The organism is Vibrio sp. Vb1337 (genome assembly GCF_033338715.1).
Classification (GTDB): domain Bacteria; phylum Pseudomonadota; class Gammaproteobacteria; order Enterobacterales; family Vibrionaceae; genus Vibrio; species Vibrio alginolyticus.
Window position 1 is genome coordinate 224,687 of the sequence record NZ_JAWOTD010000002.1, and the last position, 14,475, is coordinate 239,161.

Consider the following 14,475-nt stretch of genomic DNA (forward strand, 5'->3'; position numbering starts at 1 on the left):
CTACTGCTTATCTTCAGCAGGTGCTTGAAGGCGCACTTCTACACCATTACGCACACGTTGTAGGCCTTGTGTAATAACTGTATCTTCCTGATCGAGCCCTTCTCGAATGATAATGCCTTGTTCAACCTGAGGTCCAAGCTCGACGTTACGACGCTCTGCCACATTTCCCTCAGCCATCACCATCACAAAGTCACCTTCTAAGTCAGTCTGAACGGCACGTCGTGGAATAACAATAACGTCCTTCGTATTCTTATCTCTTAAGTTCACTTTGATGTGCTGACCAGGAAGTAGCTTCTGATCTGGGTTTGGAACGAGCGCGCGCATAGCAATCGTACCCGTTTTGGTGTCAATACGATTACCTAAGAAATCAAGCTTACCGAGATGCTCAAAAAACTGTCCATTTTCCAGTTCAAGCTGAACTTCAACGCGGTTTGATTCAGCCGAGCCGTCGCCTTTGACTTGATCCATACCCATGGCTAAACGCTCGCGCTCACTCACACTAAATGAAGTATGCACTGGGTCTAAGCTCACCAATGTCGTCAGCACGCCAGATGATGGAGAAACCAGATCACCCGTACTCACTTTGGTATCACTAATACGTCCGCTAAAAGGGGCTCGGATTTGAGTATAGGAAAGGTTAACTTCAGCAAGCTTAAGTTGAGCATTTGCCGCTTCTAGCTCTGCTCTCGCACCAAGAAGTGCCGCAGTTAAAGCATCAAACTCAGATTGAGAGATACTACCGCGAGGCAACAAGTTTTTACCTCGAGTATGATCTAATTCGGCTTTTTTTAGCGCCGCTTTAGCTTGTGCAAGTGCGGCTTTAGCACTCGCGACTTGGGCTTCAAAAGAAGATGGCTCGATAGAGTAAAGGAGCTGCCCTTTTTCTACCATTTGCCCCTCTTCAAAGTGACGAGCTTTTAAGTAGCCAGAAATCTGCGCGGTAATATTGGTATCTTCTACTGCTTCAATGCGACCGATATAAGACTTGCTCGGTTGGTAGTCGATAACCGTGACATCCTGAGTCACTACGAGAGGCGCTTGACCTTTCGTTTGGGCATTATTAGCTTCCCCGCATCCAGCGAGGATTGCTGTAGCCGCCATTAGTGCGACAAGTGGTTTCTTTTGCATGTATTTACCGTCTTTATAGAACAGGATATTGTTGAATTCCTATCAACCTTACTCCTTGCTGCCACTGAAAACTTCACTGAAAAGCGCCCAAGGTGTTTCTAAATGTAAACATGAGAAACAAAAGGAAAATAAAGTAATTTAGTTAACAGTGGTATTCAATGAGCAATATACATACAACTCAATCATAACTATTTAATATACGCCTTAGGAGATCGCGAATTTTAGCGTGTGCTTGGAAACACTAACGGGAGTATTGTATTCGGGCGTAAAGTGAGATTCAGTGCTCAAGATAAGAACGTTTTGTGGCTAAAAAGGTAAAAAGTGACGCCTTCATACTCAAGACCCCGATTTTGACTATTTTTTTAATATAAATGGGTTATCATTCAATTAATTCAACGCCTTCGACAGAGAGGATGACTATGACTTCTAAATGGGCGAAACGCTTTTACCAGATGGCAGAACTAGTGGCGTCTTGGAGTAAGGACCCATCAACACAAGTCGGTGCCGTTATTACTAAACAGAATCGCATTGTATCTGTTGGATTTAATGGCTATCCGCATGGTGTTTCTGACAGTGTCGACACCGATGAGCGCGAGTTGAAATACCTTAAAACACTGCACGCGGAAGAGAACGCAATTTTGTTCTCAAAACGTGACTTAGACGGATGTGATATTTGGGTAACGCATTTTCCTTGCCCTAACTGCGCGGCAAAGATCATTCAAACAGGGATCTCACACGTACACTGCCCTGAGCAGTCTGAAGACTTTTTATCTCGCTGGGGAGATAAAATCCAAGTCAGTCAAGATATGTTCGACCAAGCGGGTGTGAAAGTCGACTGGTTACCACTAGAAGACATTGAAATTGAAGACAAAGACGTGCGCTAGTATTCCATCTTAATATTTAAATAGCCCAGAGAGATCTGGGCTATTTTGTTATTAAATCTGCAAGAGGTCTCGACGTAGTCTTTTAACTGTGTTTTTTCGCTGTGAGCTCAGCAATTTTGACAATAACGAGTACTGATTTTTCCATCATTTCAACAGAAATAAACTCATGAATTCCGTGGAAGTTAAAACCACCGGTGAAGATATTCGGGCACGGCAAACCCATAAAAGATAAACGAGCACCATCTGTACCACCACGAATAGGTTTTATAATCGGTTCCACATCACACGCTTCCATCGCTTGCTTTGCCAGCTCAATGATATGAGGGTAAGGCTCAACCATTTCTCTCATATTGTAATAGCTGTCTTTTATTTTTAGCTCTACAGAACCATGGCGTAAACCCGTGTTCATTTCATCGACGAGTTTCTGCATAAAGGCTTTTCGATCCTCAAGTCTTTGACGGTCAAAGTCTCTAATAATGTAACCTAGCTCGCTTCGTGCAACGCCCATTTCTGCCGATTTTAAATGGAAGAACCCTTCGTAACCTTCGGTTGTTTCCGGAGTTTGATCTTGGGGCATTTGAACTTGAAATTTCGCAGCCAAGTTCATCGCATTGACCATTTTGCCTTTTGCGGTACCTGGATGAACGCTAACTCCATGAAAAATTACATCAGCGTTTGCTGCATTAAAGTTTTCGTATTCCAATTCACCTTGCGGGCCACCATCTATAGTGTATGCCCATTTCGCGCCAAATTTTTTAACATCAAACAAATCTGCACCACGACCGATTTCTTCATCCGGAGTAAAGCCGATACAAATGTCGCCGTGTGGAATGTCTGGGTTTTCCAGTAGCAGAGCTACCGCGGAAAGAATCTCTGCGATACCAGCTTTGTTATCCGCGCCAAGTAATGTAGTGCCATCTGTAGTAATAAGATTGTGGCCATGTAGGTGATGTAAATCTGGGTATTGCACGGGAGATAACACTTCATCCCCCAACCCTAATGCAATATCGCCACCCTGGTAATCTTCGATGAATTGCGGCTTTACGTTTTTGCCAGATGCATCCGGCGCGGTATCCATATGGGCAATGAAGCCGATAGGAGGAACCTCATAATCAACATTGGCTGGCAGTTTAGCCATCAAGTAGCCATTTTTATCCAAAGTCACGTCACTTAAGCCAAGTTCGAGCATCTCTTTTTTAAGTAACTCAGCAAACACAAGCTGGCCAGGTGAACTTGGGCAAAGCGTCACATGTGGATTGGATTGGGTATCAAACGTGACGTATCGAAGAAATCTTTCAACTAAATGTTTCATATTTATTCTCATTGTTTTGTACGATGAGGCCTTATCACGCATTGATAAGCTGACGTTGCCTCATCAAACCTCACGCTATGTTACGCTCTTAGCTCAATAAGAATTTGCTTTGAATCATTTTTTGATAAGAAAGGCTTCTGCACTTTGCCCTCGCTAATTGAAGCACGAATTTAATCTAAAAGTTCCTCTGCCAGTACTCGCCACTCTTTAACCTTTTCACGAAAATGACGCCATTGCTTATCGGTCATCGAACGAGAAACATCTAATGTCAGTTGATCAACCAATGCAAAGTTAGAGTCAATATTCAGAGAAAGCTGCTCACTATAATAACTCTCTGGCTCGAACAAGAGTCGCATAAATATATCTTGATAAGTCACAACATTAGATTTGTTGTCGAACAAGTATTCGAGCTCTTGATATACCGTGGCTCGATAATCTCTCCATAAAGGGCTGTTTAAAATAACTTGCTGAGAAAATGTTTGAGCTAATTGACGCTGATTTCCTGATAGATTCCCCAGCCATTCTTCCATCCACTCTTCAGTGTTATCCAGAATAATTTCACGCACTTCGTCTTCTGTCTTATCGGCATATTTTGCGTTTCGCTCTTGATAATGTTCTTGTACATTACTCAAAAACTCGCGTTCTTGCTCTTTCGTTAATTGCAAACTTAACGCAAAAAGATCTGGTGCTGCTTTGCTTACCACTCTATCGTAATGCGCTCGCGTTCTATCTCGATTTTGTTGTAAGTAATTTAAGGTGATATCGCTCGCTTTTAATCTCTCAAGGTCTTTTAAATGTTCGATATATAATGGTAACTCCTCTTTCTTGTGCCAGTCTGCCAACAATAATAAGCGCTCTTCCACTAGGACTTCTTGTTCCCCTTGCAACGAGACATAGTCCTCTAAGTAATCGAGCACGAACCAATCGATATTGCTGTATAAAAACTTTTTCGCACAACCGGCAAGCAGAAATACGAAACAAAATAGAAGGCCATAACGAAGCGCCTTATTAGATACATCCTTTAATTTAGTCACTTATTCGTATTCCCTTTTCTGTTGATTAAGTTCTATACTCAACCTGTATCACTTAGTATTGCGGCAAACTTACACCAGTGTGACAAATATTGATTGCCACCTTAATAATATATAGAGTTTGAAATTAACTTTTTGATCACAGCTATCCGCAAAAAAGTGAGTTAGAGCGCAATTATCGGCTAAAAAACGTACCGAACGACGCTCCCTATAACGGCATATAATTTGCATGGATGTTTTTTGGATGGTTTATGGAGGCGAAGTATGGCAGCCGCTGAGCAACTTGATACCAGTGTAGAATATGAGATTCGATATTTTGAACAGGGGAAAATGCACTGCATGAGAGTCATTGCTGAAAGCAAAAAAGTGGCTTATCAGTACTATTTGGAGTGTGGTAAGCACAACAGTGACTTGTACTCTATTCGCCCAGACAAGTAAAAAAACCGCCTAACAGGCGGTTTTTTTATTCGTCAGAACCAATATAACTGTTTGATTTTATTTATTATTACAGATTCAAATCCAACAATGTTATTTGATGTCGCCAAAGCGCTCAAGATAAAGGACGGTTGCTGCAGTACGAGAAGGAACTTGAAGCTTTTTAAGTAAACTCTTCATATGTACTTTAACCGTAGACTCAGAGATAAAAAGACGATCGGCAATTTGCTTGTTGCGGAAACCTCTTGCCACCTCTCTTAAGATCTGCGATTCACGATCGGTCAGTGTATCAAACACGTCCTCTTGCTCTGAACGTTCACTCAAATACTTAGAAACTTCTTGGCTGTATGCCTTGTCCCCTTGGTGCGCTTGTTTTAGCAACTCAACCAACTCATCGGGCTCAGTGTCTTTCAATAAATAGCCATCGGCACCACTTCGAACTATTGCTTCGATATCTGCTGGGCTATCTGAAACGGTTAGAATGACAATTCTGGCTTCACAGCCATCTGCACGCAGTGCTTGCAAAGTATCAAGGCCAGACATGCCTTTCATATTAAGATCAAGAAGTACAAGATCCAGTTCCAGCTCATGCGCTTTCGCTACTGCATCCGCGCCATTACTTGCTTCTGCAATAACCTCAAACTCAGGCTCAAAGCTTAAAAGCTGGTGGATACCTCTTCGCATGAGTGGATGATCATCCACCAGCATTACTTTACACACTGTCACTGTTTACTTCCTTACTATGTTGGAATTCTAATTTTACGGTACAACCTTTGTTTATCGATGCTTCGATGTGAAGATCGGCATGCAGTCTAGCGGCCCGCTCTTGCATGATACTCATACCGTAATGATTTAATTTTTCGTCTTGATGTTCAAAGCCTATTCCATCGTCGCTAACGGTTACTGTGACTTTTCCATCATTATCGAGACATTGAATGTGAATATTATCTGCTTGCGCATGTTTGATAGCATTAATTGCCGCTTCTCTTATCAACTGTAGTAAATGAACCTGCTGATGTGCATCCAGTTCAGTTGATGAAAGTCTATTTTTTAGCGTAATGTCCGCAGCAGTTTGTTCACTGAGCGTTTCAACCATGTCTTGCAATGCTTGGCCAAAACTGCCCTCTTTAATCGTAAGACGAAACGTCGTCAGCAACTCGCGTAACTGCGTATAAGCCGCAGATAAGCCCGTATCTAGCTCAGCAATAACTTGATTAGCCTGCGCGATCGCCTTTTCGTCAGGTAAGTTCTTTACGCTTCTCTTTAACAAAGCGACCTGAATTTTTAAGTAAGAGAGTGCTTGAGCCAATGAATCATGCAACTCCCGAGCAATAGTGGCTCGCTCTTCCATCAGCAGAATTTGTTCTGCTTGGCGCTGCGCCCGATTGTAATACACGGCGCGTGATAAAATCTGCACGAAGTTGTCAATAAGAGCCTCGTTCGGACAAGGTAACCCTGCTTTCCAATATAAATAGCCCAAGTGCTCGCCATCTAGCATCAGGGCTTTACCGTGGCAATCTTCATCACAATCTTGGCAGCATTCTTCTCCTTCCATCAATATCCAGCTCGGTTCTCCCAGCTGCTCGATTTCAAGTTTGACCGCTTTAATGCCCTCAAGACTGACAATATGCTGCAAAATCGCCTGGAAATTGTCTTGATTAATACGCGACGCCGTGAGTTCTTTTGACGAGTCATACAGCACTTCTAAAGACTGGTTGGCATGCTGCAATTTACGTGTTTTCTCATCAACCGCTTGCTCTAATCCTCGGTACAACTTACCAAGGTCTGTCGCCATCCGGTTAAAGGTTCGAGTCAGTATTCCCATTTCATTATCGCTAGATACATTGAGCGATATATTGAATGAGCGATTTTTAATTTGCTCGCTAGCAAAAACTAAGGCACGCAGAGGCCGAACAACTTCGAGGCGCACAAAATGAACGACAAACATACTGACACAAAGGATGCCACCCAACCCTAACCCGCCGATCCAGGCTAAGTTAATCAGTTTTTGCTCCGAAAAGCTTTGCAGCTTAAATACAAACTCATCGATTTGTTCAACAAAACCGGCCACTAGGAGTTGATATTCTGCCGGGTTGTCTCCTCTAAGCACCGCCTTGAGTTCATGCCATCTGATAATAAGACGGTAGTAATCGTGAGTGATGTCTTCAGGCACAGACCAATGCTGAAGCGCTTTCATTGAAGGTGAATATATCGAATGTTCAAATGCGTCAATATGTGAAGAATAGTCAACAGATTTAACCTGAATATCATTCGCCAGACGGTAGCTTTGCATTCGCATCGAGCCAGCAACATTGACGGCTTCAGCATCGTTCAAACTGGACGCTAACGTAAAAATCGCAAAACCAGTCGTAGCGACTGAGAGCAGCAAAATAAGAAGCATCGCGGACGCAATCGTGCGCGTCACTGACTTTTTCACATTTTTAAACAATCTGAGTTCCTCGCCCATTAACAATCCTATTTGTACGTGCAATGAACCCATTACCTTTCAACTTTATCAATATGTGATCACCTGCGACGGAATTTATTGATCCAAAACAATATTGCATACCATTTACCCCCTAAGAGGTATTTATACAAATATGTCAAAAACTACAATTTCGTTAGTTTAAATGACAGTTTATTAATGAAAATTGTGGACTATGCTTAGTTTGGGTTCCAAGTTTCGAGGTGACTAAGTGGTAGACCTTTCCAGAAGAAGACTCTTTGCAAGAAAAGCGCACCCCGACAACGCCGTACGTTTGCCTTGGTTAACTAAACCGGAACAGTTTACGGACGATTGCACTCGCTGCGGTAAATGCATTGAGGCCTGTGAAACAAAGATTATAACCAAAAGTGATGGCGGATTCCCCTCGGTCGATTTTTCCATCGATGAATGCACATTTTGCTATCAATGTGCAAACGCCTGTCCTGAGCCCCTTTTCTTGCCAGAAACAGAACAACCTTGGCAAGCAAAAGCAAGTATCAACGATAACTGCTTAGCAAAACAAAATGTCGAATGCCGAAGCTGTGGGGATATGTGCGACCCGATGGCAATTCAGTTCAAATTAGAACTGGGGAAAGTAGCACAACCCAATTTAGACCTTGATGAGTGTAACGGCTGCGGCGCCTGTGTTTCAGTGTGCCCGACTTCATCCATCAATGTGAGCAATATAACAGCCTAAGCCGAATGTCGTCGGCCAAAGGCAATAAAAATAAATGAGAGAGCTATATGTCACTAAATGAAGTGCATATTTCAAGTTTGGTAGTACATGTGCTGCCGGAACATTTGGACGAAATCAAACAAAAGATAGAAGCACACGAAAATGCGGAAATCTATGGTGACAGTCCTGAAGGCAAGATTATCGTCGTACTTGAAACTGAGAACCAAGGTTTCATCACAGACACTATCGATGCCATTAACAATTTACCGAACGTCTTAAGCACGGTATTGGTTTATCACCAAATCGAAACTGGGCTTGAAGAAACGGATGAAGAAGACACTGGAACACAACATTCCCAAATCGAGGGTGAAGTATGAAAATGACAAGACGTGCGTTTGTGAAAGCAAACGCGGCTGCATCAGCTGCTGCTGTCGCAGGTGTGACACTACCAGCATCTGCAGCCAACCTGATAGCAAGCTCTGATCAAACCAAAATCACATGGGACAAAGCACCTTGTCGTTTCTGTGGTACAGGCTGTTCTGTTCTTGTTGGCACTCAAAACGGCAAAGTGGTAGCAACACAGGGTGACCCAGAAGCACCAGTAAACAAAGGTCTGAACTGTATCAAAGGTTACTTCCTTTCTAAGATCATGTACGGTCAAGACCGTCTAACTCAACCGATGCTACGAATGAAAGATGGCAAATTCCACAAAGATGGTGAATTTACACCTATCTCTTGGGATGACGCTTTCGACATCATGGCTGAGAAATGGAAAGCTTCCCTCGAGAAAAAAGGCCCAACAAGCGTAGGTATGTTTGGCTCAGGCCAATGGACAGTAATGGAAGGCTACGCTGCATCAAAGTTAATGAAAGCAGGCTTCCGATCAAACAACATTGATCCAAACGCTCGTCACTGTATGGCTTCTGCCGTTGTAGGTTTCATGCGCGCATTCGGTATCGATGAGCCAATGGGTTGTTACGATGACTTCGAGAACGCAGACGCTTTCGTTCTTTGGGGCTCAAACATGGCAGAGATGCACCCGGTTCTATGGACTCGCATTACTGACCGCCGCCTAAGCCACCCTCACGTTAAAGTGAACGTGCTTTCTACTTACTACCATCGTTCATTTGAGTTGGCAGACCACGGCTACATTTTCAATCCTCAGTCTGACCTTGCAATTGCTAACTTCATCGCAAACTACATCATCGAAAACGATGCAGTAAACTGGGACTTCGTGAACAAACACACGAACTTCACTCAAGCAGACACTGACATCGGCTACGGTCTACGTGACGATGATCCGCTACAAAAAGCAGCGAAGAACCCGAACTCTGGCAAACTCACTTCTATCTCATTCGAAGAGTACAAGAAATCAGTAGCGCCATACACAGTAGAGAAAGCATCTGAAATCTCTGGTGTTGAGAAAGAGAAGCTTATCGAGCTTGCGAAGCAATACGCGGATCCAAACACGAAAGTGATGTCTCTATGGACAATGGGCATGAACCAGCATACTCGTGGTGTATGGATGAATAACTTGGTTTACAACATCCACCTACTAACCGGTAAGATCTCGACTCCGGGGAACAGCCCATTCTCACTAACGGGCCAACCATCAGCATGTGGTACCGCTCGTGAGGTTGGTACGTTTGCTCACCGCCTACCAGCGGACATGGTGGTTGCTAACCCTAAACACCGTAAGATTGCAGAAGACATCTGGAAACTGCCAGAAGGTACGATTCCACCAAAACCTGGCTTCCACGCCGTATTGCAAGACCGTATGCTGAATGACGGCGTTCTGAACTGTTACTGGGTTCAATGTAACAACAACATGCAAGCCGGTCCAAACATCAACACAGAACGTCTTCCAGGTTACCGCAACCCAGAAAACTTCATCGTTGTGTCTGACCCATACCCGACAGCAACAGCACAAGCAGCAGACCTTATTCTTCCTACCGCAATGTGGATTGAAAAAGAAGGTGCTTACGGTAACGCAGAGCGTCGTACCCAAGCTTGGTACCAACAAGTGGGCACAGTCGGTCAAGCAAAATCGGACCTTTGGCAGCTAATGGAGTTCTCGAAACGCTTCAAAATGGAAGAAGTGTGGCCTGAAGAGCTTCTAGCGAAAGCGCCTCAATACCGTGGTAAAACAATGTACGACGTACTTTACCGCAATGGTAACGTCGACAAATTCCCTATCGAAGAAGCTCGTGAACTGAATGACGATGCTCACCACTTCGGTTTCTATGTTCAAAAAGGTCTATTTGAGGAATACGCAACATTTGGCCGTGGTCACGGTCATGATTTGGCTCCATACGACCGCTACCACCAAGTGCGTGGTCTACGTTGGCCTGTTGTTGATGGTAAGGAAACACAGTGGCGCTTTAAAGAAGGTTCAGACCCATACGCGAAAGAAGGTTCTGGTTGGGACTTCTACGGCAATGCTGACGGCAAAGCGAAGATCATTTCCGCGCCATACGAAGCGCCACCAGAAGTACCGAACGATGAATTTGATATGTGGTTATGTACTGGTCGTGTTCTTGAGCATTGGCACACAGGCACCATGACTCGTCGTGTACCTGAATTATACAAAGCAGTACCAGACGCAGTGTGTTACATGCACCCAGAAGACGCAAAAGCACGCAATGTTCGTCGTGGTGAAGAAGTACTCATGGCAAACAAACGCGGTGAAGTACGCGTTCGTGTTGAAACTCGCGGTCGTAACCGTCCGCCAAAAGGCTTGGTATTCGTACCGTTCTTTGATGCACGTATTTTGATTAACAAGCTTATCCTAGATGCGACTGATCCACTGTCTAAACAGACAGACTTTAAGAAGTGCCCAGTCAAAATCACTAAGATTGCTTAACCTTCAGATACTGAATGCTACGGCCGTCATTATGGCGGCCTAATAAAGAATTTAAGCCATAAAGGCGGAGATGAAATGATGAAAAAATTACTTGTCGCAGTTTTATCTGTAGGTGCGTTAGTGACAGGCATTGCGCAAGCTGAGTTGGATAATCCAGGTGGTATTGGAGGTCTAGAATCTTTACGTGGAATGTCTCAATTGGAAGATACGCGTCCAGCAGACGAGTTCAAAGACTTCCCTAAAGATCAAATTGTTGAAGACAGCTATGTTTATCAACCACCGTTGATCCCACACAGCATTCGTCACTACGAAATTTCGTTAAATGCTAACAAGTGTCTTGCATGTCATAGCTGGAAAAATGCAAAAGAGTCAGGTGCGACTAAAATTAGCGTAACGCACTATGTAAACAGAGAAGATGCGGTACTGGCAGATATGTCTCCTCGTCGTTACTTCTGTTTGCAATGTCACGTTCCACAAACGGATGCAAAACCACTAGTGGAAAACGAGTTTAAGGCAGTCGATTCGCTTCAGTAATTGAAACGCGAGTACTAAGAGGTTACTTATGAAAATACTTAAAGCGTTTTGGAAGAGACTGTCGAGCCCGAGTAAAGCTGCCGCTGGTGTGGTTTTATTTCTAGGCTTCGCTGGTGGCCTTCTATTTTGGGGCGCATTCAACACAGGTATGGAAGCAACCAACACAGAAGAATTCTGTTCTGGCTGTCACGCGCCGATCGTTGCTGAAATTCAAGAAACAATTCACTACTCCAACCGATCTGGTGTTCGTGCGATTTGTTCAGACTGTCACGTTCCTCATGAATGGACGGATAAGATCGTTCGTAAAGTACAGGCATCTAAAGAGCTATTTGCACACTTCGTAACGAAGACGATCGATACGCCAGAGAAGTTCCAAGAGCGTCGTGGACACCTCGCAGAGCGAGAGTGGGCACGTATGAAAAAGAATGACTCTCTTGAATGTCGTAACTGTCATGAGTTTGATTTCATGGATTACTCTCAGCAAGGATCACGTGCGGCAGAACAACACTCCACCGCTCTAGCTTCAGGCGAGAAAACATGTGTAGACTGTCACAAAGGTATTGCGCACAAACTACCAGACATGAGCGGCGTTGAAGGCTGGCACTAAGGAGACTTACCATGAGTACATTAGAATCTGTAATTTGGCATATCCTTGGCTACAGTGCTATGCCAGTGATTATTCTTTCCGGCTTTGTGGCGGTAGCAGCAATCTCTCTCTGGCTGCTGTCATTTGGTAAGGATAAAGAGGTGTAACGTAACGCATCTCTACTCGTCAACTAGCCTATTTGTTGACACTGAGCGCCGAGCAAATGCTCGGCGCTTTTTATTTATTGCTCAATGGTACTGCCAACAATAAATAAACAAGCAATCATACATAAAAAAAGCGACCATAAAGGCCGCTAAGATTTACTGCTATAGGGAGTTGTTTAAGATTCTTTTACTGGCAGAACCTGTTTGACGTATTGTCCTGGCGCTTCATCAATAACCGGATGGTTTTCTGAGCCAATAGGGAAAGGCTCAACTTGCTCTTTAGGGTTGAATTGGAGTAACCACTCGTTCCAGTGTGTCCACCACGATCCCTCTTTGTGTTCCGCGTTATTCAACCACTCATCAGCAGAGTCATCCAAATTATCGTTCAACCAATAACCATACTTATTTTTAGCTGGCGGGTTCACGATGCCCGCAATATGACCAGACTCACCGAGGACAAATGTTTTGTTACCACCCGTGTTCAGCGCACCACGGTAAGTTCCCTGCCATAACGCAATATGGTCTTCTTTCGTTGACACAAAATAGCTAGGAATTTTGATCTTATTTAGATCAATCCATACTCCACCAATTTTGACGCCTTTATCTTGCACCAGCTTGTTCTCTAAATAGAGCTCGCGAAGCAAGAAATTGTGAGATGCAGCGCTGACGTTGGTGCTATCGCTATTCCAGTACAACAAGTCGAAATCAACCGGACTGTTACCCTTCAAGTAATTGTCGACGTAGTAGTTCCAGTACAAGCTGTTTTCACGCAGTAAACTAAACGTCACGCTTAAGGAACGGCCGTCCATATACCCTTTTGCGTTATTTTGCGCTTCAATTGCACTAACAATGGTGTCATTGATATACGCGCCGACTTCACCTGGTTGAGAGAAGTCGAGCAACGTGGTGAAGAAAGTGGCAGACTTAATGCGCTTCTTCATACGTTTTGCAGCGTAGTAGGCAACCGTGCTTGCTAAAACAGTACCACCGATACAATAACCAGCAGCATTGATTTGCTCTTGTCCTGTTATATCTTCAATTGCAGCGACGGCTTTCACTACGCCTTCTGTCACGTAGTCACCAAACTCTATGTGCGCTTGTGCCTTGCCTGGGTTACGCCAAGACATCATAAATACACTGTGCCCCTGCTCTAACAACCATCGAACCATTGAGTTCTTTGCCGTTAAATCAAGGATATAGTATTTATTGATGAAAGGTGGGACGATGAGCAGCGGCGTCGCATTCACTTTCTCTGTTAGAGGTCGATATTGAATCAACTCAAACAATTCGTTTTGAAAAACCACATTGCCCTGTGTCGTCGCAACGTCATCGCCCACACGGAATGCATTGTTATTCGTCATACGAATTTTTAAAATGTCTGCGCTCGACTCAACGTCTTCTTTCAACTGCTCTAAGCCTGCCAGTAAGTTTTGACCGTTTTGCTCAAGTGTCAGCTTCAAAAGCTCTGGGTTAGTGGCGATGAAGTTGGAAGGAGAAAGGGCGTTAATGGCTTGGCGAGAGAAAAAAATAATACGTTCTTTCGTCTTTTCATCTAAGCCTTCCAAAGACTCGATGGTGTCCAGATAGGTCTTACTAAATAAAAGGTAGGATTGTTTGATGAAGCTATACATGGCTTCATTTTGCCACGCTTCGTTTGAGAAACGCTTATCCCCTTTTTCAGCTTCGACGATTTGTGCTTGATTCCCTGCCAATGCAACATTCTGCCAAATTTGCAGCTGCTGTTCCCACCACTGTGCTTGCAGCTTTAAAATCGCAGCAGGCTGATTCGCAGCTTGTTCGAACAGTTTGGCAGTATCCTCAAAGTTCACTTCTTGCATGGCCTTGTTTAAAGGAGAGTTCACGACTGCCTTGTTCACTTCGAAATCATGCCACCACTGATGATTGGTTTCCTGAAGCTTCACAAGATAGTCCGAAAAGAAGTGTTGAAACATAGTCTTACTCCTATATTCGGAAAAAACAACGCCGCCCAAATCTAGGGGCGGCGAGAATCGGACAAATTACGCTGGAGTAACAGTCTTTAGATTTTCCGAAGTCATTTTCTCAACGTCTTCTTTGAACTCTTTTGCAATCGCTTGAAGCTTGTTGCTGTCATCCATCATTTGTTGAGAAAGTTTAGTTAGTACGCTTAGTTGCTGACTGTTGAAAGCAGTCAATGACGTTACGTCTTTGATTTCTGTCGCTGCTTTCATCTGGTTTAGACCCACTTCACTGTATGTGCGAATGGCGTTCAATTGAAGCTCGGTCAACACTTCTACGTTTTTTGTCACTAGCTTGTTGAACTTCAAATAAGGTTCTAGATTTTTTTCAGTTTGATCGCTAAATGTTTTGAAGAAATCTGTGTACATGGTTTGTCTCC

General features: G+C 43.8%; 15 protein-coding genes. 8 read left to right on the forward strand and 7 right to left on the reverse strand.

Annotated features, from left to right (window positions below; all coding sequences use genetic code 11):
* Complete coding sequence (gene vmeY / locus R7E42_RS02730) at positions 1 to 1,128, reverse strand: multidrug efflux RND transporter periplasmic adaptor subunit VmeY (protein ID WP_054574704.1); 1,128 nt, start codon at positions 1,126 to 1,128, stop codon at positions 1 to 3.
* A 419-nt stretch (positions 1,129 to 1,547) separates the two neighbouring features.
* Here vmeY and R7E42_RS02735 point away from each other — a divergent pair, with 419 nt between their 5' ends.
* Complete coding sequence (locus R7E42_RS02735) at positions 1,548 to 2,012, forward strand: dCMP deaminase family protein (RefSeq protein WP_182015843.1); 465 nt, start codon at positions 1,548 to 1,550, stop codon at positions 2,010 to 2,012.
* Between the two features lie 82 nt (positions 2,013 to 2,094).
* Here R7E42_RS02735 and pepT read toward each other — a convergent pair whose 3' ends face one another.
* Positions 2,095 to 3,324, reverse strand: a complete 1,230-nt coding sequence (pepT, locus tag R7E42_RS02740; RefSeq protein ID WP_064354853.1) for a peptidase T — start codon at positions 3,322 to 3,324, stop codon at positions 2,095 to 2,097.
* 170 nt (positions 3,325 to 3,494) lie between these two features.
* A complete protein-coding gene (locus R7E42_RS02745) occupies positions 3,495 to 4,358 on the reverse strand; it encodes a DUF6279 family lipoprotein (protein WP_053304525.1) in 864 nt (287 codons plus the stop codon).
* 261 nt (positions 4,359 to 4,619) lie between these two features.
* Between R7E42_RS02745 and R7E42_RS02750 the strand changes: the two genes are divergently transcribed.
* Entirely contained in the window at positions 4,620 to 4,793 is a 174-nt protein-coding gene (locus R7E42_RS02750) for a hypothetical protein (RefSeq protein ID WP_005373524.1), read from the forward strand.
* A 90-nt stretch (positions 4,794 to 4,883) separates the two neighbouring features.
* Here R7E42_RS02750 and R7E42_RS02755 read toward each other — a convergent pair whose 3' ends face one another.
* Both R7E42_RS02755 and narQ read right to left on the reverse strand, forming a co-directional pair.
* The gene (locus tag R7E42_RS02755) at positions 4,884 to 5,498 is read right to left on the reverse strand and encodes a response regulator (protein ID WP_031777156.1); all 615 of its coding nucleotides are present in this window, start codon (positions 5,496 to 5,498) and stop codon (positions 4,884 to 4,886) included.
* Between the two features lie 4 nt (positions 5,499 to 5,502).
* Positions 5,503 to 7,239, reverse strand: a complete 1,737-nt coding sequence (narQ, locus tag R7E42_RS02760) for a nitrate/nitrite two-component system sensor histidine kinase NarQ (protein WP_025767926.1) — start codon at positions 7,237 to 7,239, stop codon at positions 5,503 to 5,505.
* A 247-nt stretch (positions 7,240 to 7,486) separates the two neighbouring features.
* Between narQ and napF the strand changes: the two genes are divergently transcribed.
* The 6 genes from napF to R7E42_RS02790 all read left to right on the forward strand — a co-directional run bounded on the left by napF (position 7,487) and on the right by R7E42_RS02790 (position 12,101).
* Complete coding sequence (gene napF, locus R7E42_RS02765) at positions 7,487 to 7,972, forward strand: ferredoxin-type protein NapF (protein WP_318072322.1); 486 nt, start codon at positions 7,487 to 7,489, stop codon at positions 7,970 to 7,972.
* Between the two features lie 47 nt (positions 7,973 to 8,019).
* Entirely contained in the window at positions 8,020 to 8,328 is a 309-nt protein-coding gene (locus R7E42_RS02770) for a chaperone NapD (protein ID WP_005373535.1), read from the forward strand.
* Entirely contained in the window at positions 8,325 to 10,814 is a 2,490-nt protein-coding gene (gene napA / locus R7E42_RS02775; protein WP_005389060.1) for a periplasmic nitrate reductase subunit alpha, read from the forward strand. Before R7E42_RS02770 ends, napA begins: the two co-directional genes overlap by 4 nt.
* A 78-nt stretch (positions 10,815 to 10,892) precedes the next feature.
* Positions 10,893 to 11,348: a nitrate reductase cytochrome c-type subunit gene (locus tag R7E42_RS02780; RefSeq protein WP_005389061.1), complete on the forward strand. Its 456-nt coding sequence runs from the start codon at positions 10,893 to 10,895 to the stop codon at positions 11,346 to 11,348.
* A gap of 28 nt (positions 11,349 to 11,376) precedes the next feature.
* Positions 11,377 to 11,955 (forward strand): NapC/NirT family cytochrome c, encoded by a 579-nt coding sequence (locus R7E42_RS02785; protein WP_005373542.1) that lies wholly within the window; start codon positions 11,377 to 11,379, stop codon positions 11,953 to 11,955.
* Between the two features lie 11 nt (positions 11,956 to 11,966).
* Positions 11,967 to 12,101 carry a TIGR02808 family protein gene (locus R7E42_RS02790; protein ID WP_005373546.1) on the forward strand — a complete coding sequence of 45 codons (135 nt, stop codon included), beginning with the start codon at positions 11,967 to 11,969 and terminating at the stop codon, positions 12,099 to 12,101.
* 173 nt (positions 12,102 to 12,274) lie between these two features.
* Here the strand turns inward: R7E42_RS02790 and phaC are convergent, their stop codons facing one another.
* Together phaC and R7E42_RS02800 are read right to left on the reverse strand one after the other, a co-directional pair.
* The gene (gene phaC, locus R7E42_RS02795) at positions 12,275 to 14,050 is read right to left on the reverse strand and encodes a class I poly(R)-hydroxyalkanoic acid synthase (protein WP_017819891.1); all 1,776 of its coding nucleotides are present in this window, start codon (positions 14,048 to 14,050) and stop codon (positions 12,275 to 12,277) included.
* A 66-nt stretch (positions 14,051 to 14,116) separates the two neighbouring features.
* Entirely contained in the window at positions 14,117 to 14,464 is a 348-nt protein-coding gene (locus R7E42_RS02800; protein WP_005373550.1) for a phasin family protein, read from the reverse strand.
* Positions 14,465 to 14,475 lie beyond the last annotated feature (11 nt).

What these genes read in the sequence shown, in the direction of transcription:
- R7E42_RS02750 (WP_005373524.1), top strand. Translation starts at nt 4,620, where the DNA reads ATGGCAGCCGCTGAGCAACTTGATACCAGTGTAGAATATGAGATTCGA.
- pepT (WP_064354853.1), bottom strand. Translation starts at nt 3,324, where the DNA reads ATGAAACATTTAGTTGAAAGATTTCTTCGATACGTCACGTTTGATACC.
- napA (WP_005389060.1), top strand. Translation starts at nt 8,325, where the DNA reads ATGAAAATGACAAGACGTGCGTTTGTGAAAGCAAACGCGGCTGCATCA.
- phaC (WP_017819891.1), bottom strand. Translation starts at nt 14,050, where the DNA reads ATGTTTCAACACTTCTTTTCGGACTATCTTGTGAAGCTTCAGGAAACC.
- R7E42_RS02780 (WP_005389061.1), top strand. Translation starts at nt 10,893, where the DNA reads ATGAAAAAATTACTTGTCGCAGTTTTATCTGTAGGTGCGTTAGTGACA.
- R7E42_RS02755 (WP_031777156.1), bottom strand. Translation starts at nt 5,498, where the DNA reads ATGCTGGTGGATGATCATCCACTCATGCGAAGAGGTATCCACCAGCTT.
- R7E42_RS02735 (WP_182015843.1), top strand. Translation starts at nt 1,548, where the DNA reads ATGACTTCTAAATGGGCGAAACGCTTTTACCAGATGGCAGAACTAGTG.
- R7E42_RS02800 (WP_005373550.1), bottom strand. Translation starts at nt 14,464, where the DNA reads ATGTACACAGATTTCTTCAAAACATTTAGCGATCAAACTGAAAAAAAT.
- R7E42_RS02770 (WP_005373535.1), top strand. Translation starts at nt 8,020, where the DNA reads ATGTCACTAAATGAAGTGCATATTTCAAGTTTGGTAGTACATGTGCTG.
- R7E42_RS02785 (WP_005373542.1), top strand. Translation starts at nt 11,377, where the DNA reads ATGAAAATACTTAAAGCGTTTTGGAAGAGACTGTCGAGCCCGAGTAAA.
- R7E42_RS02790 (WP_005373546.1), top strand. Translation starts at nt 11,967, where the DNA reads ATGAGTACATTAGAATCTGTAATTTGGCATATCCTTGGCTACAGTGCT.
- vmeY (WP_054574704.1), bottom strand. Translation starts at nt 1,128, where the DNA reads ATGCAAAAGAAACCACTTGTCGCACTAATGGCGGCTACAGCAATCCTC.